The sequence below is a fragment of the Paramicrobacterium chengjingii genome (genome assembly GCF_011751765.2).
In the GTDB taxonomy this organism is placed as follows: Bacteria; Actinomycetota; Actinomycetes; order Actinomycetales; family Microbacteriaceae; genus Paramicrobacterium; species Paramicrobacterium chengjingii.
Window position 1 is genome coordinate 1,900,646 of record NZ_CP061169.1, and the last position, 18,875, is coordinate 1,919,520.

The window sequence follows — 18,875 nt, forward strand, 5'->3', positions numbered from 1 at the left end:
TGGCGACGAGAGTCTTCTGCCTGCCAGACGTACAGGTTACTCTGAACGCATGTGCGGACGATTTGCCATGGATCAGACGGTCGACGAACTCATCACCGAGTTCGTCATCGTCACCGGAGAGCAGCCAGAGAACTGGACCCCCGATTGGCGCACGGGGTACAACATCAAGCCAACCGAGCGCATCGCCACGGTCTTCGAGTCATCGCGCGACGGCGCGACTCCCGTGCGCAGAATCGAAGGCGCACGGTGGTCCCTCATCCCCAGCTGGGCGCGGGAAGAGAAGCTGAAGTACCCCACGTTCAATGCGCGAAGCGAAACGGCAGCGTCCAAGCCCACATTCAAGAGCAGCGTCGCCTCCAAGCGCGCGATCGTCCCTGCCCGCGGGTACTACGAGTGGAAGACCGCCGGCAAGACAAAGACCCCGTTCTTCATCAGCGAGGCCGAACAGTCCCTTGCCTTCGCTGCGCTCTACACCTGGTGGCGTGCGTCTCCCGAGCACGAATGGATGCTGACGACGACGATCCTCACGCGCCAGGCAGAGGGCCCACTGGCCGAGATCCATGACCGCACACCTGTGACGCTTCCCCGGCACATGCACGATGTCTGGCTCGATGCGTCGGTCGCCGGCGATCAGCAGTTGGTGGATGCCGCTGTCGATGCCTCCCGCAACGTCGAACTCGCCGCCCGGGAGGTCGCACCACTCGGTCGTGACGCTGATGGGCCCGAACTCATGGAACCGGTGAAACCACTCTTCTAGGGCTCATGCGCTCTTCTTCCTACGTGACGATGAGCCGCTCGACTTCTTCTTCGCCGACGTCGACCCGGAGGACTTTTTTGGTGAGGATGACTTCTTTGGCGAGGATTTTCGACGCGAGCTCTGCGACTTTCCTCCGCGCTTTGACGCGCGTGACTTCTTCACGCTCTTCTTCAGTGCTTCCATGAGATCGATCACCTCAGCGCCTTCGGCTCCCTCGACCTCACCGAATGTCGCATCGGTGTCAAGGGCATCGCCCTGCTTCAGCTTTGCGTCGATGAGCTTTTCCAGTTCCGCCTCATATTCGTCATGAAAGTTCTCAGGCGAGAAATCTGCTGCGTACGTTTTCACGAGCGATGCCGAGAGGTCCATCTCCTTGGCTGACACCCGCACCTTCTCATCCAACGCGGGGAACGACGGCTCTCGGATCTCGTCAGGCCAGCGCAGCGTCTGCACCATCAACACGTTGTCGCGCACGCGGAGCGCTGCGAGCCGTGTTCGCTGCCGAAGCGCAAGCTGCACGATCGCCGTACGCTCCGTCTTTTCAAGCGTGCGTCGCAGAAGCACATAGGCCTTCAGGGATTTCCCCGTCGGCTCGAGGAAATAGCTCTTGTCATACAAGATCGGGTCGATCTGCTTGCTCGGAACGAACTCAACGACAGAGATCTCCTTGCTGCGCTCCTGAGGCAGAGCGTCGAGCTCCTTCTTCGTCAGCACAACGGTCTCATCGTCGTCGACATGTGCTTTCTCGATGTGGTCGTACGAGATCGTGCGGCCGCACACGTCGCATCGCCGCTCATTGTGTATGCGCCCGCCGTCTGCGTCGTGCACTTGATGCAGTGTGACGGATCGCTTCTCCGTCGCGCTGTACAACTTCACCGGCACGTTCACGAGGCCGAAGCTGATCGCGCCTGTCCAGATTGCTCTCATGTGTACAGTAGAACCCCTTTCCTGGTCAACAGGCTAGCCATTGCCGAGAATCGGCACGACCATGGAGCTATGGCTACGTCACACAGGCAGTCCGTTGAGGTTGATGGTCGAAAGCTGCAATTGTCGAACCTTGACAAAGTGCTGTACCCGTCAACAGGAACGACTAAGCGCGATGTTCTCGACTACCTGCGCGAGATCGCTCCCGTCATGCTCCCCCACTGTCGTGATCGTGCGGCCACCCGCAAGCGCTGGCCAGACGGCGTGGGAGATAACGAAGCAGCGCAGATGTTCTTTCAGAAGGACATCGGTGACGGCGCTCCCGAGTGGGTCAAACGTCGCAGCATCCAACATTCTGATCATGTTAATCAGTACCCGCTCGTGAACGACCTCGCAACGCTCACGTGGCTCGGTCAGCTCGCTGCCCTCGAGATCCACGTTCCACAATGGCGTTTCGGCCCCCGCGGTGCGCAGAAGAACCCCGACCGCCTCGTACTCGATCTCGACCCCGGCGAGGGCGTGACTCTGCGTGAGTGCGCGGAAGTCGCACGCCGCGCCCGCGACATCCTGCATGACATGGGCTTGAACGTTGTGCCTGTGACGAGCGGCAGCAAGGGGATCCATCTCTATGCCGCGCTTGACGAATCGCAGACCTCTGACCAGGTGTCACAGGTCGCGCGCGAGCTCGCTCGGTCGTTGGAAGCGGATTACCCCGACGAAATCATCAGTTCAATGAAGCGTTCCGCCCGCGCAGGAAAGGTGTTCATCGATTGGAGCCAGAACAGCGAGAGCAAGACGACTGTAGCTCCCTATTCGCTGCGCGGACGCTCACATCCCACAGTCGCTGCTCCGCGCACATGGCACGAGCTGGCATCACCTCATCTGAAGCAGCTCGACTTTCGCGACGTGCGTGGGCGTGTCAAACGACGCGGCGATCCAATGGCCGACATTGCCGGCGACGACGACGAGCCTCACCGAGACCAACTGACCGTCTATCGATCCAAGCGCACACAGAGCAAGACGCCAGAGCCGATTCCGGATGCTGTCGCCCTCGAGCGTCGCGAGGCTCCGATGTTCGTCATCCAGCGTCATGACGCGAGCACGCTGCATGACGATTTCCGGCTCGAGCACGAGGGTGTGCTCGTGAGTTGGGCTCTGCCCAAGGGCGTGCCCACGGATCCGAAGCGCAATCGCCTGGCCATTCCCACAGAAGATCATCCGCTGGAATATGGCAGTTTCGAAGGTGCAATTCCGTCGGGAGAGTACGGCGCCGGTTCCGTCGAAATCTGGGACTCCGGCACAATCAACATCGAGAAGTGGCGCGACGACGAAGTCATCGCTACGCTCCACGGCTCCGCTGAGGGCGGCCTGGGCAGTGCACGACGGTTCGCGCTGTTTCGCACCACGGACGATCCGAAGAAACCGCAGTGGATGATCCACCTCATGGACGACAAGCACACGCCCCATGACGATAGTGGCTCTCGGAATGCACGGCGACGCCGCTCGGCCTCGACCGACTCGCGGCCCACGACGCTACGTCCCATGCTCGCGACACGCGGGACCCCCGCGAACATCAGGGACGACTCACCGGAGACGTGGGCATTCGAGATGAAGTGGGACGGCATGCGTGCTCTCGTTCAGATCGACGACGACTCAATACGGCTTGTGAGCCGCTCGGGGCGCGACATCACGGGAACCTACCCGGAGTTCGCCGATGCTTCCCAGGAGGTCGCCGCAGACACGTGCGTCCTCGACACCGAGCTCGTCGCGCTCGACGATGATGGACGCCCCGATTTCGGCCGTATCCAGCAGCGCATGAACCTCACTCGCCCACGCGATGTCGAACGCGCACTCCAGCGTGTGGCAGTGACGGCCATGGTCTTCGACGTTCTCGAGGTGAATGGCAGTTCGACGACATCGCTGCCGTACAGCGATCGGCGGGAGCTGCTTGACGAGATCATTGATCAGGATGCCGAGGGCAAGCTCCAGCATCCGGCTGCGTTCACGGGCAATCTCGATGCGGCGATCGCCTCGAGCCGAGAACGCGGCGGCGAAGGTGTGATGGCCAAGCGGCGTGACAGCACGTATGCTCCGGGCTCACGCTCCCGCGACTGGATCAAGCTTCCCAACGCCGAGGCGAGCGAAGTCATCGTCATCGGCTGGCGGCCGAGCGACACCGATCCGCGGGGATTCGCCTCGCTGCTGCTCGCTGTGGATGTCGGGGGCGAGCTCAGGTATGCCGGGCGGGTCGGAACAGGGTTCACCGTGCGCGACCGCCACAGCATCCGCTCTGAGCTCACCCGCATCGAGCGCAAGACGGCCCCGATAGCTGACGTTCCGGCCGCAGACGCACGTGAAGCGCACTGGGTGAGCGCTCGCCGCGTCGCCGAGGTGACGTACCGCGAGTTCACAACTGACCATCGGTTCCGGCATCCGGTCTGGCGCGGCTGGCGTCCAGACAAGAGGATTGCCGACGTGAACCCTCCCGGATCTTGAGGCTACAGCTGACGTCTCGACCGAAACACCGCTGACCGGCACGTCATGATGACGGTGCCGGCCAGCGGTGCGAGATCACTGAAGATCAGGCGATGATCGTCCACGGGTTCTCGATCAGACGCGTGAGCGTCTGCAGGAACTGCGCGGCGAGTGCGCCGTCGATGATGCGGTGATCGCTCGAGAGCGTGTACCGCATACGATGACGGGCGACGATCTTGCCGTCGACGACGACCGCCTCCTGCTTGGTGCCACCGACAGCAAGAATTGCACCCTCCGGCGGATTGATGATCGCCGTGAACTCTTCAACGCCAAACATGCCGAGGTTGCTGATCGTGAACGTGCCGCCCGACATCTGAGCGGGAGACAGCTTCTTCTCGTTCGCCAGTTTGGCGAGCTTCTTGGTTTCGATTCCCAACTGGGTGACCGTCTTGGTGTCGGCATCGTCGATGACCGGAACCATCAGACCGACGTCGCTGGCCACGGCGACCCCCACGTTGACACGCGAGTGCCGCAGTGTGTGATCGGCGTCATCGCCCACGTAAGACGCATTGACCTCGGGATGCTCACGCAGTGCGAGGGCAGCGGCGCGCACGAGAAGATCGTTGACGCTCACCTTCGGGCGATCCGATGCGACAAGCTGCTCGTTGAGCGACGCGCGCAGTTTCACAAGCTCTTCTGCGTCGGCAACTGCCGTCACGTAGAAGTGCGGAACCTCGCGAGCACTCTCACCGAGTCGACGGGCGATGACACGACGGATGTTGCTGATCGGCTGCTTCTCTGATCCGCGGCGCTCATCGTCTGACGAGGGCTTCGGGGCTTCCTTGGGAGCAGACGTCGCCTCTGGCTTTGCCGATTCCTTCTTCTTCGACGAGGACGGAGCCTCCGAAAGAAGCGGGTCAATGTCGGCACGAATGATGCGACCGCCGGGACCCGTTCCATCGACAGTGCTCAGGTCGAGGTCATAGTCGCGAGCGAGCTTGCGCACGAGCGGCGATGCGAACTGACGTTCGCCGTCGCTCTGCGAAGCCTCAGACTTCTTTTCGGTCGGTTCGCTGGCAGCATCCGAATCTGACGTCTCTTCGTCACCAGACTTCTCGGCTGCACCCTTTGAGTCCTCCGCGCCGGCCGGCTCGTCAGTCTTCGACTGCGCCTCGCCAGAATCATCGTCGTCGCCCGAATCACCGGAGCCATCGTCGATATTCGCGATGGGAGTTCCGATCGAAACGAGCTCGCCTTCCTCGACGAGAATCTTCGACAGAGTTCCCGACTCATAGGCCTCATACTCCATGGTGGCCTTGTCGGTTTCGATCTCGACGAGAACGTCGCCTTCTTCTACAGTGTCGCCGACCTTCTTGTGCCAGGTGGCAATTGCGCCCTCCTCCATGGTGTCGGAGAGTCGCGGCATTGTGATTTCAATCATCATTCCGTCTTACCTGCGGTGACCGACCGCGTCGAGGGTTTGACGGATGGCGTTTTTCACGTCATCCGCAGACGGCAGAGCAGCCGTCTCAAGTGGCTTCGCGTACGGCATGGGCACTTCGGCCATAGCCACTCGGCGAACGGGAGCATCGAGGTAATCGAATGCACCATCAGAAATGGATGCTGCGATCTCCGCACCGATCCCATAGGTCAGCCAGTCGTCTTCGAGCACGACGGCTGCGTGGGTCTTCTTCACCGATTCGACGAAGGTCTCACGATCGAGCGGACGAAGGCTGCGTAGGTCGACAACCTCGATGTCGAGGCCTTCCTTCTCGGCAAGCTCCTCGGCAACCGCCGTCGCAACGGTGGCCATGCGCGAATACCCGATGAGCGTGAGATCTTTACCTTCGCGCGTAACCTTTGCCTTGCCGATGACTGCTGCCTCATCGCCGTCTGGAACCTCGCCCTTGGTGTTGTACAGACCGAGGTTCTCGAGAAACAGCACAGGGTCGTCGTCGCGAATTGCGGCGAGCAGCAAAGCCTTGGCATCGGCAGGCGTGCTCGGTGCCACAACCTTCATTCCCGGAACAAACGAGTAGTACAGCTCGATGTTCTGCGAGTGAGTCGCTCCAAGCTGCTGTCCTCCGCCGCCTGGGGTGCGAATCACCATCGGAACCTTGGCCTGGCCGCCAAACATTCCGTAGATCTTCGCTGCGTGATTGACGATCTGGTCGAGTGCCAGAAGCGAGAAGTTGATTGTCATGATCTCGACGACAGGGCGAAGCCCAACCATCGCGGCGCCGATCGCTGCGCCAGTGAATCCCTCTTCCGCGATCGGGGTATCGCGCACCCGCTTCTCGCCGAACTCTTCGAGCATCCCCGCGGTGATTTTGTACGATCCCTCGAAGACACCGATCTCTTCGCCGATCAGCAGCACGTTCTCGTCGCGGAGCATCTCTGAGCGCAGCGTGTCGTGCAGTGCCTGGCGGTACGTCATGATGCTCATGCGCGGCCTCCGTTCGTGGGGAAGGGTGCCGGTTCAAACAGATGCTCGCCTGGAAGCCGGCGTGAGTCATTCGGAACGGGCGTGGCATAGGTGTAGTCGAACAGCGTCGACACGTCGGGGTGGGGACTGTCTTCCGCGAATTTCGCGGCATCAGCGGCGAGCTTCTTCGCGGACTCGTCGATCTTCTTGATCTCGTCGTCGTCAAGAACGCCGTCCTTCTTGAGCTTCGCAGCGAAGGTGACGACGGGGTCGTTGAGCTTGAGCTTCTCGACCTCCTTCGGGTCACGGTACTTGGCCGGGTCGACGACGGAGTGCCCTTTGAGACGCTCCACCATGACTTCGAGGAGGAACGGCTTGCCCTTGCGTGCAGACGCCACTGCCCGCTTGGCCGCATCGAAGACAGCGACTGGATCGAGGCCATCGACCCTCTCAGCCTCCATCCGGTACGCAGCACCGCGTTTGTAGAGCTCGGGCTCGGCGGAGGCCTTTTCAACGGTGGTTCCCATGCCGAGGCCGTTGTTGATGATCACGAAGACACAGGGCAGGTTCCAGAGAGCCGCGATATTGAGCGACTCGTGGAAGGCGCCGATGTTCGTTGTGCCGTCGCCCATGGTGCACATGACGACGTCCTTCTCTCCGCGATAGTCGATGCCGAGGGCAACGCCCGTGGCGAGCGGAATCTGCCCGCCGACGATGCCGTAGCCGCCGAGAAGGCGCTTCTCGATATCGAACATGTGCATCGATCCGCCCCAGCCCTTTGAGACACCGTCTGAACGCCCATAGAGTTCGGCCATCACCTGGTTGGGATCAATGTCACGAGCCAGGGCATAACCGTGCTCGCGGTAGTTCGTGAAGAGGTAGTCGGTTGGCTTCAGCGCCGCCATCAGTCCTACGACAGCGGCTTCTTCACCAAGGTTCAGGTGACAATATCCTCCGACCAGCGCTTGCGTATAAGCGCGTGACGCCCGCTCTTCAAACCGGCGGATGTCCATCATCTGCCGATAGAAGTCGAGAAGCTGCTTTGAGTCCTTCTTCGGGCTCGAAGCTGCCTTCTTGCGAGGCGTTGTGGTCGAGCGTGATGTCGTCTTCCGCGGGGTCCGCGTGGCCATCAAGATCTCCCTTCGGCCTTCTTTGTAAGAGGGCCTAGTGCCAATATCAGTCGAAATGAGACTGTTCGGTATCATTGTATTGCATCGAGTCGCCAAACGCACCTACTTTGGCGCGTGACGGACAGGAGCAGTTATGACGGTATCTGACCGGCGCGCCCCTGCGCGCAAACGAGGCCGCCCCACCGCAGCCGAGCGGGTGCAGCGCCGCAGCCAAATTCTCGAAGCAGCCCTCGCCGTCTTTCTTGAGCACGGTTTCGGCAACACGACGATTGAGCAGCTCGCACAGGCAGCGCGCGTGAGCAAACGGACGATATACAGCTACTTCGGCGACAAGGCAGCTGTCTTCGCCGAAATGGTGCAGCGCCTCGCCAAGGGCGTCAGCACCGAGCCTCCGCCCGGAGACACGCTGGAGACTCTCGCAACACGAATCGTCACGCGACTGCACTCGGCCGAGCTCATCGGTCTCCACCAGCTCGTCATCGCCGAATCGTCTCGGTTTCCCGAGTTGGCCGTCACCCTGCACTCAAACGGCGACGAGCGTCATATTGCGCGACTCGCCGAGCATCTGCGCGCCGAACGCGGACCGGAGGCGGAGCAGCTTGCGCCGGTTCTTTTCACGCTGCTTCTCGGCTTGCCCCATCGGATGCGCCTTCTCGGACTTCTCGACCCGGTCACCGATGACGAAGCGACGACGCACGCACGGTCCGCGCTGGACGTGCTCGGTCTCGCGCGCTGACTCAGATGGCGAAGTCGCTGGGGTCTGTGCCGAAGGGCACAGAATCTTCAGCATCCTTCTCTTTGTTGGCCGTTGTTCCGTAGCTCGAATTGATGAGGATCGGCATGTGGTCGGAGAGTCCGCGAGGCAACGTTGCGACGTTGCCGATGTCGAGCCCGATCGATGTCGCGAAGTCGAAATGACCGCGAAAGAACTTGTAGCGCGTGTACGTGCGTGCGTCGCTCAGTGTGAGATCGTAGCCGCGGTTGCGCACCCGCTGCGTCAGCCCGTTCTTGAACACAGGGTAGTTGTAGTCCCCCACCATGAGCGTCGGGATTCCGGGGCCCATCCGGTGCAGCTCTTCGTGTGCCGACCTGATCTGATTGCGGCGCAGCGAGTTTAAGGCGGTCAACGGTGCCGCGTGAAACGAAGCGACGATGACGTCGCGACCCTCTTCGCGGTCGGTGAGCCGTGACCCGAGCAGGCGTTCATGTGCCGGCCGCAACACGCGATCGTGCATGGACTTCTTCAAGGCAAAGGCTTGAGTATCGACTGCTTCATACCGGTCGTCACGGTAGTAGATGGCGAGGCCGAGCCTGTTGCGCTGAGTTGAGTCGGCAAGTCTCAGGTTGCCAATGTCGTCAGGCAGATCGATGGTGTCCGCCTCCTGCAGGCAGACAGCATCCGGCTCATACCGCTCAATCAGAGCGACGAGTTCGCTCATTGCGCGATTCTTGCGCAGGTTATAGCTGATGACCTTCATGCTGCCTCCCTCGCGAACTCAGCCTACGCCGAGTTCGGAGTGCGGCTCGACGTCTCTTCTCGGTCCCCTGACAGCAGTGCGCGAGAGAACAAGCGTGGTAGTGGACATACCTAAATACACGATTCCCAGCGGGTTACAGAGCGCAACCGTCATCTCGACGGCCCACGGCTCGCCTGTTGGTGCCATGAACGAGCGGGCACCTGCTTCGGTGATCTCCGGAACCGTCGCCCCGAAGAGAACGCCGCTTCCGGCCGCAAGAACGAACGCCACAATTGCCCGACGGATGCTGTGCCCGCGACGCACGGCCGTGCGCATCGAGAGCCCGGCAGCGCCATGAAGCACAAGTCCGAGCGGCGCAATCGTCAGTGACATGATCATGCCGATGGTTCCTGACCACCCAAACAGAACCCGACCAAAGCCGATCCACGCAGCAAGCGCAATGCCGATCAGAATGACTGTAACGCCGGAGGCCAGGGCAGAGCGGCTCACTGTGGTTGAAGACTGGGACATAGGGAGAGGCTTTCTGATTGATTCACCATCAAGTCTGCCCTGTTCACCTGAGAGGCTCATGCCGCGGCGAAATTGCCGTGAGACGATGGGCACATGCCTGTGCACGTCATCACCGGCGCCGGTTCCGGAATCGGCGCAGCCCTGACCCGCGTTTTACTCGACCGTGGAGATGACGTCGTTACCCTCGCGAGAAACGCGGGCCGCGCAAAACAGATCGCCTCAGAAATCCCGGGCGTGTCCACACTGGTCGGCGATCTCGAAAACCCCGGGCGGCTGGCATGGGCTTTGTCGAAGCAGCACCTGCCCGAACGCATAGATTCCCTCGTGCACGCCGCGGGCGTCGTCGACCTCGGCACTGTCGGCGATCTCAGCGCAGCATCGTGGCTGCAACAGCTCACAGTGAACCTCATGGCACCCGCGGAGCTCACGCGTCTGCTGCTCCCTGTACTCCGCGTCTCGGGCGCCCGCATTGTTTTCGTCAATTCAGGGGCTGGCCTTCGCGCAAACCCGGAATGGTCGGCATACGCGGCGTCAAAGCATGGACTCAAAGCGCTCGCGGACTCGCTGAGGGCTGAAGAACGAGCGAACGGCGTGCAGGTGACGTCCGTGTACCCGGGTCGAACAGCCACTCCGATGCAGCAGAAAGTGCACCATCAGGAGGGCATCGAGTATGTCGCGGAGCGCTTCATCGATCCGATGTCTGTGGTGACAAGCATCCTGACAGCGCTTGATCTTCCTCGAGACGCTGAGATCACCGACCTGTCAGTCCGCCCGGGAAAGTGAGCCGGTTGAGGGGCTGAACGATCGGTCCCCACACGAATGCCACATAAGCATCGCAATCATCGACTTGCGGGGTAGGATGGGCTCAGCAGAAACGAAGCAAGGGGGCATCGTGACAATGCTTGACGTGGGTGCGTCACGCGACAACGCGAGATATGCGCATTTGGCCGAAAATCGCGAACGCGGAGACATCACCCTTGACCGGCTTTCCGACCGTGAGTGGCGTGTGACCGACCGTCGCCTCGATGAGCATGACGCGCCGTCTGTGCTCGGCATCATTGAGCAGACAGACGTCGGGTTTACCGTGCTCGAGATCAACGAGCTTGTGGCTCAGTGGACGGCAGATACACTCGACGACGCCGTATCGCTCTTTGTCACGGCGGACCAGGGCTGACGGCTGTCACGACATCGCGACGACGCGAGACGTGGCGAGAGCGGCACCCTGCGAATCACGCGCTTCCACTTGAAGGTATGCGGCGCTGTCTGCGTTAGGAATCGTGATTGCCGTCTCGAATCCCGCTCGTTGGGCCGTCGCCACCTCAGCGAGGGACGTTGCATCCGCTCCCGTGAGCAGTGCCCAGGAGGCAACGCGTGTCGCACCGTTCCAACTCATGAATGCGGTCGGCTCCCCTTTCACGCTCAAGGTCGCGAGATCAGGAACGGTTGCGGGGGTCGCGTCCCACTCGAACCGGTACGTCCGGTAGGAGCCCGATCCGATGGTGGTGAAGCCGAAATCGGCGTTGCCTTCAGCATCGAACTCCGTGGCTGACGGGGCGCTGCCCCAACCCACCATCGCGCGGCCGCCCTCGAGGAGTTGGGTATTTCCCATGGCGTAGCCCTCGTATTTTCCGTAGCGGTACGCCGTATCGAGCGTTGCAGACATCGCATCTTCATCAAGGTTCAGAACAAGTCCGGCGGACACGGCATCGTCTCCACTGACTCCGGCGTTGTCAAACAGACTGAGGTGTCCGTCGCCGTGCCACCGAGCGTCGTGCTGCCAAGAGAACTCGGCGTCTTTCTCGATTTCGAAGTCACTCTTCTTCCCGCCGAGGCGCCAGTGCAGCTGCGCCGTCGTCCGGTCGATCGCGTAAATCGCGCATGTATGCCGGCAGGAAATGATGAGGCGGTCCCCATCGTCGTCGATCGAATTCACATGAATCGGATCGAACGCGTTTTCAGGCGATGAACCGGTTTCATCATCATCGCCATCGATTCGCTTCAGGCTCTCGGTGATCGCGATGTCGTCAAGGATGTTCCAGTCGAGGAGCACCGCACCCGTCGCGACGTCAATCTCCTGTACGCGGCAAGCAAATGCATACCCATCTTGAGGGCCGCCGACCGACGAAAGATCAAGCCGAGCGACGGGGTAGGTCGTGATCAGCGCGGTATTGCGATCGGTGAGATGAAACTCGTGAAGATCGGGGAGGGCGCCGCTGCCTCCGTGCACCGTTGCAATTTCACGATAGTTCGAGTCGAGGATGGTTCCAGTCCCGTGTCCATTGCCGCTGGCTACGCGTCCCGCCCAGTACGTGAGCACCGGCTTTCCCTCATATGTCTGAACGCGCACATCCGTTGAGTCGATACCATTTGGGGAGATCCATACGGGCTCGCCGTCATTATCGAGGATCGCAGCCGTGAAGATCTGATCTCGAGGGCTCAGAAAGACGTAGCCGGGGGCCGGTGTCGCACCGTCTGCAGCCCACGCCGTCACGACGGGAACGGTGAGAGCCGTGCTGACGAACCGATTGAACTCGACGTGGTCGTCATCTGACTTTTTCGGCTTCGTCGTCTCCTTCGGCGCCGGTGCAGGAACCAGCTGAACGCCACCCCACGTGGCTCCCGCGCCGACGATGGCACCGCCAAGCGCGGCAAGTGAAACCGTCACGAAACCGCGGCGGCGAATCTTCGGTTTTTCCTGGTCTTCAGGCGAGCTCATGATGCGACGCTATCACCGTGATCGTAGACTCCTTGAGTGATGCAGTGCTCATATTTCGACGCGGGGGTGTGCCGTTCGTGCAGCCTCATGGGTACCGAGTACACATCCCAAGTGCTTGACAAGCAGAGCCAGTGCCGGGCCTTGCTTGCCGCTTACCCGGGCCTCCACTGGCTCGACCCCGTCACCAGCGTCGAGCAAGACTTCCGCAATAAGGCAAAGATGGTGGTCGGAGGCAGTGTCGGCTCGCCCACCCTCGGCATTCTCGACTCAGAGAAGAACGGTGTCGATCTGCGTCAGTGCGGGGTGCTCCAGCCTGGACTTCGCGATGCGCTGCCCACCATCGCTGACTTCATTGCTCTCGCCCGTATCGAGCCCTACGATGTCACGGCCCGGCGCGGTGAACTCAAATACGTGCTGTTGACTGAAGCCCTCTCGGGCGAGATTATGATCCGGTTCGTCCTTCGCTCACGAGAAGCGATCAGCCGCATACACAAGCATTTGCCGAAACTCCAGCATGCACTCCCACAGGCGCGCGTGATCTCGGCAAATCTGCAACCCGAGCACAAGGCGATCATCGAGGGCGAGCAAGAGATCATGCTCACCCCAACGTCGACGCTCACGATGAGAACAGGCGACATCGACCTGCAGCTCGGCGCAAAGAGCTTTTTCCAGACGAATACGGCGGTGGCTGAGCAGCTCTATGCCCAGGCACGTCAGTGGTCTGCTGAGGTCAACCCTCGCACAGTGTGGGATTTGTATTGCGGTGTGGGTGGGTTTGCGCTTCATCTCGCTGACGGACAGCGCACAGTGAAAGGGATCGAAGTGAGCCCCGAAGCGATCGAGAGCGCACGAGCAAGCGCACAGGATGCTGGTCTCACAAACATCCGGTTTGTCGCCGCGGATGCCACGCGGTTCGTGCTCGATTCGAAGCCTGCTGACGAACCCGATCTCATCGTCGTGAATCCGCCTCGCCGCGGAGTGGGACAGGAGCTCTCACAGTGGCTGGAGACGAGCTCCGTCACAACGGTGATCTATTCGAGTTGCAACGCCACCACTCTGGCGACGGACCTCGAGGCGATGCCGTCGTTCTCTCCCGTGCGCGGACGCGTCCTTGATATGTTTCCTCAAACACGACACTACGAGACGATGCTGCTGCTTGAGCGCCGCTGATGAGGACTCGCAATTGACCGGTCCACGGCTACGCTTATTCGGCGGATTGTGGCATGGGCGCATTCGCATGTGACACACTCGATGTGGCCCTCCGATACGTGTGTTTGATCACGCATCCATGGTTTGGGCGTGTCCGCACTCCGCTTTTCTCTGCCCAGTTAGGTGACTGATAGATGACCGAGTCCACTACCCCAAGTTCGGAAGACCAGCAGAGCGACCAGTTCTTCGAAACCTTCATTCACTCTCAGTCCGTTGAACAACCCGAATTCACCGTTGCATTTCGCGGGTACGACAAAGACGAAGTGAATACCGCGATCGGGGACCTCTCCGGGCGGCTTCAGCGTGCGACAACGGCGTTGGACGAAGCACTTCTTCGCCACCGCGAAGAGGTCGAACGGGCCCGTAGTGAGAACTCAACCACGTCAACAGAGCTCGAAGAGGAGCTCGCGATCGCACAAGCTCGCGCTGCCGACGCCGAGAACCAGGTGCAGACGCTCACCGCCGAAATGCTGGAGCGGCCCGACGACGACGAGGGTGACGAGAGTGAGGGGCAGTCCCGCCCGCAATTCGAAGCAGTACTCAGAGTTGCCGAAGAGCAGGCAACTGCCATCATTCAGAATGCGACAATCCAGGCGGAGCGTCTGCTTTCGGCCGCGCGCGACCAAGAGAAATCACGCCGCGCATCGCTTGATGCCGATGTCGCCCGCATTACCGCGCAAGCGGAGCAGGATGCCGACCAGGTGCGCCTCAAGATGGACACCGAGTACACCGCGCACGAAGCGCGCATCGAGCGTGAGCAGGCTCACGTTGATGAAAAGGTCACGCAGGCTGAGCGCGAGGCCGCCACAATTCGCACGGAGGCGGAGAAGGGCGCGGCGTCGCTTCGAGCCCTCGTCACTCGCGAGACGGCCGAACAGCGCACCGAAGCCGAGCGTGAGGTGACAGAGATGAACGCGCGGGTGCTGGAGTTCGAAGAGACGCTCACTCGACGCCAAGATGATGCGCAACAGGAGTTCCTTGTCTTGCACAACCAGGCTGTGGCTCATGCGGAGCGCATCACCTCGGATGCAAACGAGCAAGTCGCCTCGTCACTCGAACACGCACAACGCATCTCGGCACGGGCCGATGACTATGAGAAGCTCATGCGTGCACAAGCGTCGCAGATCGAAGCTGATGCACAGATTCATGCCCGTGAGTCGTTGGATCGGGCGCAGATCAAGGCGAAGAAGATCGTCGACACCGTCATCGAACACTCCACGAGCGTGCTCCGTGACGCCGAGGACCGAACGCGGGAGCTTCGCTGGCAGCAGCAGCAGCTGACGAGCTTTATGGCTGAGGTGCGTGAGCTGATCCGCCCTGAGAACGGTCCAAGCGCGGAGTCCCTACACGTGATTAATTCCCCTGTGTCTGCCGCAGACGACGACGAAGACGTCGACGATGCAGAGGACTCACGCGAGTTCGTCTCGGAATTCGTCGCTGAGGCTCCTCCGGCTGCTCCCGTTGATCCTGAAGATGAAGACGCCGTCGAAGACTGACGCGTCTCGAAACTGTCGTTACCGTGGGTTCCTAGCCGCGCGCTGCCAGACGGCTGCGGACATGCCGAGCATCCTTCTCGTATGCCTTCGAGCGCATGGAGCCCACGGTAAAATTGGGCAAGCGATCGGCAACTGCCCTTGGCTTCCGTAACCGCCACACGGCCCGTCGATCGGCAGGTGCATCATCTCTACTCCTTCCCTCACCCGCGATCCATCGTCCACTCTCGGTCCTGTGCGCCAGACCTACGCAGGAGCAGAGTCGTTCCCGCCGGTCGCGCGTGCGTATAAAGAGGTTTCGCAAGTAGCCCGCGAGTCAGGTCTGCTGCGCAAGGCACCCTGGTTTTACGCCATCGTCGGCGCGGCAATCGCACTCGGCTTCGGCGGTGCTGTCACCGGGCTTATTCTGCTCGGCGACAGTTGGTTTCAGCTGCTCATCGCCGCGTCACTCGGCATCCTCTTCACGCAGGTCGCGTTTCTCGCACACGAGGCAGCTCACCGCGTGATCCTCAAGACTGGCCCCGCGAACGATTGGCTCGCTCGCGTTCTCGCTGGTTTCGGCGTAGGCATGAGCTATTCCTGGTGGGACTCCAAGCATTCACGCCACCACGCAAACCCCAACAAAGTGGGCAAAGACCCCGACATTCAAGTCGATACAATCTCCTTTCTTGAAGAGGATGCTGCCGAGGCACGTGGCTTCCGCCGTATGATCACCCGCAGACAGGGCTGGCTGTTTTTCCCGCTTCTGACGCTCGAGGGCCTTAACCTGCACTATCTGGGCGTCAAGCACCTCGTCTCAAAGCAGCCGATCAAGGGCCGTTGGATCGAGCTCGCACTCATTGCCACTCGTTTCGCGCTGTACCTCACACCGATCTTTCTGCTGCTGCCGCTTGGCATGGCCTTCGCCTTTCTCGGTGTTCAGCTCGCCGTCTTCGGCGTCTACATGGGTGCGGCGTTCGCGCCCAACCACAAGGGGATGCCGGTGATCGCTCCCAATGCGAAGATCGACTTCTTCTCCAAGCAAGTGCGCACCTCTCGCAACATCTCCGGCGGTTGGTGGGCGACGTGGTTGCTCGGTGGCTTGAATTATCAGGTCGAGCACCACCTCTTTCCGAGCATGGCCCGGCCCCACCTGTCGAAAGCACGTGAGATCGTACGTACGCAGTGCGATGCGCTCAATGTGCCGTACACAGAGACCACGCTGTGGCGCTCTTATGCCATCGTGATCGACTACCTCAATCGCGTCGGGCTCGCTGCCCGTGACCCGTTTGACTGCCCGATTTCGGCCCAGTACCGCCGCGGGTAATCTGCGTCCTACTACGATGAGGGGATGCGCAGCAGCATCCCCCGTGTGATTCTCGCGTGGAGTTTCGTTCCGTTCGCTGTCGGCTCGAGCGTGCACGTCCTGGCGTTGGGGGTGTCGAGCCCTCTTGCCGCGCCGACGAAGCTATTCCTCATGCCGTTGCTGTTGATCCCCGTTGCGGTCATGTCTCGACGACTGGCCCCTCGCGCCGCCATTGCCCTTCTGGTGTCGGCGATTGCGCTTTCCTGGTTTGGTGACGCGGCGGGAGCTTTCTTCGGTTTTGCTCCTGAGCTGCCCACCATGCTGCTCTTCTTCGGGCTGGCGCACATTGCCTACATGCTGCTCTTCGCGATTCACGCCCGCCTGCGGCGCCTTCCGTTGTGGACTCTGATCTACGGAGCCTGGTGGGTGGCAATGCTCGCCGTTCTCGGCTCTCACGTCGGCGCACTCATCATTGCTATCGCTCTGTATGGGCTTGTGCTCGCGGGCACAGCAACTCTCGCTGCGAGATGCCACCCGCTCACGGTGTGGGGCGGCATCCTGTTTCTTCTCAGCGATTCGATTCTTGCATTTCGGCTCTTTCTGCCCGAAGGGATGCCAGCGTGGACGAGCCCCGCGGTCATGGCCACGTACGCGGCGGGACAGGCTCTCATCGTCGCCGGCGTGCTGCTCACGCTCTCACGCGCTCGAGACTCACAACCCCTGGCCGCGGTCGCGCCCTGACCGGAGCCGCTACAGGAGGAAGATCGACAGCATCCCGGGATTATGCGCGTGCACGAGCACGGCGAACACGACGGCGTCGAACAGCAGATGCACGGTGACAACGTACGCGAGCGAGTGCGTGCGCATAAAGATGAATCCCTGCAATAGTGCGAACGGAATCGTCAACGCTGGCCCCCATTCCCTGTAGCCGAGCTCCCACAGAAACGAGACGAAAACGATCATCTGCAGCACGTTAGCCATGAGGTCCGGAAAATGGCGGCGCAGCAGGGTGAACACCGTGCAGATGAAGAACAGTTCGTCCCAGATTCCAACCGCACCGACTCCGACGAAGAGTCGAGCGATGAGCTCTGGTGAGTCGACCACCGGCCAGTTCATATAAACACCGCTCGTGATGAAGTAGAACGGCAGAATCAACCAGCCGAGCACAAGAACAGCAACGAGCCAGCCCCATTGCAGCCGCCCCCACTTCTTTCGGGAACGCCAGGGAAACCGCGTTGCATGGTCGCGAAAAGCGAACCTCGAGAGCAGGTAGGGCACGACAACGGCGCCGCCGAGTGCGACGGTGAATCGCAGCATCGCCAGATTGTCGAGCTGCGCGGCAAGCGGGATCGAACTGACGATCAGCATTCCGACGGCGATTAAGCTCAGATCACGAAACAGAGATGCATCGAATGCTCGCACGCGACCGCGTTCGATCAGGAGCGCTCCTCCAACACCGCATGCCAGCAGCACCCACCCGAGCCATGCCAGTTGGAGCACGAAAAACGCCGGGGCCGCCGCGCAAACGAGAGCCGCCGGTATGACGCTCAGACGGGCGTCGGTGGGTTTTGTGACGGCCATCGTTCCAGCGTAGCCGGGAGTCGAGTCGCCCTGAACGCCAGAAGCTGATCAGCCGTCGAGGGTTTGCGCGAACAAGAAGTGCCACCCAATCCACCACCAGAACACGATCACAGTGATGCGACCGGCATTCGAGACGAAGATTTCGTCAAGTATGCGAGACGGAGGGGACACCGTGGCGGGCCGCCGATCCGACCACAGAGTAAGTGCTGCCGCTGCGGCGAGGCAGAAGAGGTACACACCTAGCGTAACGACGTGCATCACACGTTCCTCCTGTGCACTGGTAAGGCATGCAGCATGAGAACTGTGCCTCCTGCGAGCCAGACGAACACGAAGACGGTTTTCCAGGCCCACGTGTCAAGCAGCGGATCGAGCACGTCCGAGATCGACGGCATCACTCCATCCACGAGTAGGCCCCACTTCCAGCTGAGGTATGCCGTTGCTTCCCACACTCCCGCAAGAACGATAAGACTCCCCCACGCGATAAACGCATTCCGCAGAGCTCTCGGTCGTGCGCGTCCGATAGAGCTCAGCGATCGGCGTGGTTCCATCGCCGCGTGTGGCCCGCCTGCGAGTGCCGAGTAGCCCACGAATATCCCGATAATGCACACGACTAGTCCGGTCACGGTGCCATGGCGAGGCGCGACAACGAGCACGATCCCCGCAAGCACGGCTGCGATACTCAGCGACTGGACGGAGGGTCGATTCGCCTTCGCAACGGGAAGCCTCTGTTTCGGCATCGTCGTCAGCACCGAGACCCCCAGTAACGCAGCACCGAAGATCCCTGCGTCCGCCCACGCACCGCGAATCAGCTGAAAGACGGCGACGAGCACCAGCACGATGAGCCAGGGCACATCGCGAAGGCGAATCGACGGGCCCGCCATCATGCTTTGAG

Annotated in this window: 19 protein-coding genes; 9 read left to right on the plus strand and 10 right to left on the minus strand. The window is 61.1% G+C overall.

Going from position 1 to position 18,875, the window contains the following annotated elements; translation table 11 throughout:
* Nucleotides 1-49: 49 nt before the first annotated feature.
* The gene (locus HCR76_RS09270) at nucleotides 50-757 is read left to right on the plus strand and encodes an SOS response-associated peptidase (RefSeq protein ID WP_166993094.1); all 708 of its coding nucleotides are present in this window, start codon (nucleotides 50-52) and stop codon (nucleotides 755-757) included.
* A 3-nt stretch (nucleotides 758-760) separates the two neighbouring features.
* Here the strand turns inward: HCR76_RS09270 and ku are convergent, their stop codons facing one another.
* The gene (gene ku, locus HCR76_RS09275) at nucleotides 761-1,684 is read right to left on the minus strand and encodes a non-homologous end joining protein Ku (protein WP_166993091.1); all 924 of its coding nucleotides are present in this window, start codon (nucleotides 1,682-1,684) and stop codon (nucleotides 761-763) included.
* A 69-nt stretch (nucleotides 1,685-1,753) separates the two neighbouring features.
* Here ku and HCR76_RS09280 point away from each other — a divergent pair, with 69 nt between their 5' ends.
* Complete coding sequence (locus HCR76_RS09280; protein WP_166993088.1) at nucleotides 1,754-4,177, plus strand: ATP-dependent DNA ligase; 2,424 nt, start codon at nucleotides 1,754-1,756, stop codon at nucleotides 4,175-4,177.
* Nucleotides 4,178-4,262: 85 nt separating this feature from the next.
* On the opposite strand, the gene HCR76_RS09285 is transcribed toward HCR76_RS09280, so the two are convergent.
* The 3 genes from HCR76_RS09285 to pdhA are packed head-to-tail and all read right to left on the minus strand — an operon-like array spanning nucleotide 4,263 to nucleotide 7,711.
* Nucleotides 4,263-5,600, minus strand: a complete 1,338-nt coding sequence (locus HCR76_RS09285; RefSeq protein ID WP_244971365.1) for a dihydrolipoamide acetyltransferase family protein — start codon at nucleotides 5,598-5,600, stop codon at nucleotides 4,263-4,265.
* 6 nt (nucleotides 5,601-5,606) lie between these two features.
* Nucleotides 5,607-6,602, minus strand: a complete 996-nt coding sequence (locus HCR76_RS09290; protein ID WP_166993085.1) for an alpha-ketoacid dehydrogenase subunit beta — start codon at nucleotides 6,600-6,602, stop codon at nucleotides 5,607-5,609.
* The gene (pdhA, locus tag HCR76_RS09295) at nucleotides 6,599-7,711 is read right to left on the minus strand and encodes a pyruvate dehydrogenase (acetyl-transferring) E1 component subunit alpha (RefSeq protein ID WP_166993082.1); all 1,113 of its coding nucleotides are present in this window, start codon (nucleotides 7,709-7,711) and stop codon (nucleotides 6,599-6,601) included. Before pdhA ends, HCR76_RS09290 begins: the two co-directional genes overlap by 4 nt.
* A gap of 133 nt (nucleotides 7,712-7,844) precedes the next feature.
* Here pdhA and HCR76_RS09300 point away from each other — a divergent pair, with 133 nt between their 5' ends.
* Nucleotides 7,845-8,447, plus strand: a complete 603-nt coding sequence (locus HCR76_RS09300) for a TetR/AcrR family transcriptional regulator (RefSeq protein WP_166993079.1) — start codon at nucleotides 7,845-7,847, stop codon at nucleotides 8,445-8,447.
* A 1-nt stretch (nucleotide 8,448) separates the two neighbouring features.
* Here the strand turns inward: HCR76_RS09300 and HCR76_RS09305 are convergent, their stop codons facing one another.
* Both HCR76_RS09305 and HCR76_RS09310 read right to left on the minus strand, forming a co-directional pair.
* On the minus strand, nucleotides 8,449-9,189 hold the full coding sequence (locus HCR76_RS09305) for an endonuclease/exonuclease/phosphatase family protein (RefSeq protein WP_166993076.1): 741 nt from the start codon (nucleotides 9,187-9,189) through the stop codon (nucleotides 8,449-8,451).
* Nucleotides 9,190-9,207: 18 nt separating this feature from the next.
* Entirely contained in the window at nucleotides 9,208-9,699 is a 492-nt protein-coding gene (locus HCR76_RS09310; RefSeq protein WP_166993073.1) for a hypothetical protein, read from the minus strand.
* A gap of 93 nt (nucleotides 9,700-9,792) precedes the next feature.
* Between HCR76_RS09310 and HCR76_RS09315 the strand changes: the two genes are divergently transcribed.
* Both HCR76_RS09315 and HCR76_RS09320 read left to right on the plus strand, forming a co-directional pair.
* Entirely contained in the window at nucleotides 9,793-10,482 is a 690-nt protein-coding gene (locus HCR76_RS09315; RefSeq protein WP_166993071.1) for an SDR family oxidoreductase, read from the plus strand.
* Nucleotides 10,483-10,591: 109 nt separating this feature from the next.
* Nucleotides 10,592-10,873 carry a hypothetical protein gene (locus HCR76_RS09320; protein ID WP_166993067.1) on the plus strand — a complete coding sequence of 94 codons (282 nt, stop codon included), beginning with the start codon at nucleotides 10,592-10,594 and terminating at the stop codon, nucleotides 10,871-10,873.
* Between the two features lie 6 nt (nucleotides 10,874-10,879).
* On the opposite strand, the gene HCR76_RS09325 is transcribed toward HCR76_RS09320, so the two are convergent.
* The gene (locus HCR76_RS09325; RefSeq protein WP_166993064.1) at nucleotides 10,880-12,415 is read right to left on the minus strand and encodes an arylsulfotransferase family protein; all 1,536 of its coding nucleotides are present in this window, start codon (nucleotides 12,413-12,415) and stop codon (nucleotides 10,880-10,882) included.
* Nucleotides 12,416-12,454: 39 nt separating this feature from the next.
* Here HCR76_RS09325 and rlmC point away from each other — a divergent pair, with 39 nt between their 5' ends.
* The 4 genes from rlmC to HCR76_RS09345 all read left to right on the plus strand — a co-directional run bounded on the left by rlmC (nucleotide 12,455) and on the right by HCR76_RS09345 (nucleotide 17,143).
* On the plus strand, nucleotides 12,455-13,585 hold the full coding sequence (gene rlmC, locus HCR76_RS09330) for a 23S rRNA (uracil(747)-C(5))-methyltransferase RlmC (protein WP_166993194.1): 1,131 nt from the start codon (nucleotides 12,455-12,457) through the stop codon (nucleotides 13,583-13,585).
* A gap of 173 nt (nucleotides 13,586-13,758) precedes the next feature.
* Nucleotides 13,759-15,120, plus strand: coding sequence for a coiled-coil domain-containing protein (locus HCR76_RS09335; RefSeq protein WP_166993061.1), 1,362 nt, complete (start codon nucleotides 13,759-13,761; stop codon nucleotides 15,118-15,120).
* Nucleotides 15,121-15,301: 181 nt separating this feature from the next.
* Nucleotides 15,302-16,423, plus strand: a complete 1,122-nt coding sequence (locus HCR76_RS09340) for a fatty acid desaturase family protein (protein ID WP_244971541.1) — start codon at nucleotides 15,302-15,304, stop codon at nucleotides 16,421-16,423.
* A gap of 24 nt (nucleotides 16,424-16,447) precedes the next feature.
* On the plus strand, nucleotides 16,448-17,143 hold the full coding sequence (locus tag HCR76_RS09345; protein ID WP_166993055.1) for a lysoplasmalogenase family protein: 696 nt from the start codon (nucleotides 16,448-16,450) through the stop codon (nucleotides 17,141-17,143).
* Between the two features lie 9 nt (nucleotides 17,144-17,152).
* Here HCR76_RS09345 and HCR76_RS09350 read toward each other — a convergent pair whose 3' ends face one another.
* The 3 genes from HCR76_RS09350 to HCR76_RS09360 are packed head-to-tail and all read right to left on the minus strand — an operon-like array spanning nucleotide 17,153 to nucleotide 18,867.
* Entirely contained in the window at nucleotides 17,153-17,983 is an 831-nt protein-coding gene (locus tag HCR76_RS09350; RefSeq protein ID WP_166993052.1) for a CPBP family glutamic-type intramembrane protease, read from the minus strand.
* 48 nt (nucleotides 17,984-18,031) lie between these two features.
* Nucleotides 18,032-18,241: a DUF6186 family protein gene (locus HCR76_RS09355; protein ID WP_268920992.1), complete on the minus strand. Its 210-nt coding sequence runs from the start codon at nucleotides 18,239-18,241 to the stop codon at nucleotides 18,032-18,034.
* Entirely contained in the window at nucleotides 18,241-18,867 is a 627-nt protein-coding gene (locus tag HCR76_RS09360; RefSeq protein WP_166993046.1) for a hypothetical protein, read from the minus strand. Before HCR76_RS09360 ends, HCR76_RS09355 begins: the two co-directional genes overlap by 1 nt.
* Between the last annotated feature and the right edge of the window lie 8 nt (nucleotides 18,868-18,875).

Excerpts from the sequence above, each read along its gene's own strand:
- HCR76_RS09315 (WP_166993071.1), top strand. The coding sequence starts at position 9,793 with ATGCCTGTGCACGTCATCACCGGCGCCGGTTCCGGAATCGGCGCAGCC.
- HCR76_RS09280 (WP_166993088.1), top strand. The coding sequence starts at position 1,754 with ATGGCTACGTCACACAGGCAGTCCGTTGAGGTTGATGGTCGAAAGCTG.
- HCR76_RS09360 (WP_166993046.1), bottom strand. The coding sequence starts at position 18,867 with ATGATGGCGGGCCCGTCGATTCGCCTTCGCGATGTGCCCTGGCTCATC.
- HCR76_RS09270 (WP_166993094.1), top strand. The coding sequence starts at position 50 with ATGTGCGGACGATTTGCCATGGATCAGACGGTCGACGAACTCATCACC.
- rlmC (WP_166993194.1), top strand. The coding sequence starts at position 12,455 with ATGCAGTGCTCATATTTCGACGCGGGGGTGTGCCGTTCGTGCAGCCTC.
- HCR76_RS09335 (WP_166993061.1), top strand. The coding sequence starts at position 13,759 with ATGACCGAGTCCACTACCCCAAGTTCGGAAGACCAGCAGAGCGACCAG.
- HCR76_RS09345 (WP_166993055.1), top strand. The coding sequence starts at position 16,448 with ATGCGCAGCAGCATCCCCCGTGTGATTCTCGCGTGGAGTTTCGTTCCG.
- HCR76_RS09310 (WP_166993073.1), bottom strand. The coding sequence starts at position 9,699 with ATGTCCCAGTCTTCAACCACAGTGAGCCGCTCTGCCCTGGCCTCCGGC.
- HCR76_RS09305 (WP_166993076.1), bottom strand. The coding sequence starts at position 9,189 with ATGAAGGTCATCAGCTATAACCTGCGCAAGAATCGCGCAATGAGCGAA.
- HCR76_RS09300 (WP_166993079.1), top strand. The coding sequence starts at position 7,845 with ATGACGGTATCTGACCGGCGCGCCCCTGCGCGCAAACGAGGCCGCCCC.
- HCR76_RS09350 (WP_166993052.1), bottom strand. The coding sequence starts at position 17,983 with ATGGCCGTCACAAAACCCACCGACGCCCGTCTGAGCGTCATACCGGCG.
- HCR76_RS09285 (WP_244971365.1), bottom strand. The coding sequence starts at position 5,600 with ATGATGATTGAAATCACAATGCCGCGACTCTCCGACACCATGGAGGAG.
- ku (WP_166993091.1), bottom strand. The coding sequence starts at position 1,684 with ATGAGAGCAATCTGGACAGGCGCGATCAGCTTCGGCCTCGTGAACGTG.
- pdhA (WP_166993082.1), bottom strand. The coding sequence starts at position 7,711 with ATGGCCACGCGGACCCCGCGGAAGACGACATCACGCTCGACCACAACG.
- HCR76_RS09355 (WP_268920992.1), bottom strand. The coding sequence starts at position 18,241 with ATGCACGTCGTTACGCTAGGTGTGTACCTCTTCTGCCTCGCCGCAGCG.
- HCR76_RS09290 (WP_166993085.1), bottom strand. The coding sequence starts at position 6,602 with ATGAGCATCATGACGTACCGCCAGGCACTGCACGACACGCTGCGCTCA.
- HCR76_RS09325 (WP_166993064.1), bottom strand. The coding sequence starts at position 12,415 with ATGAGCTCGCCTGAAGACCAGGAAAAACCGAAGATTCGCCGCCGCGGT.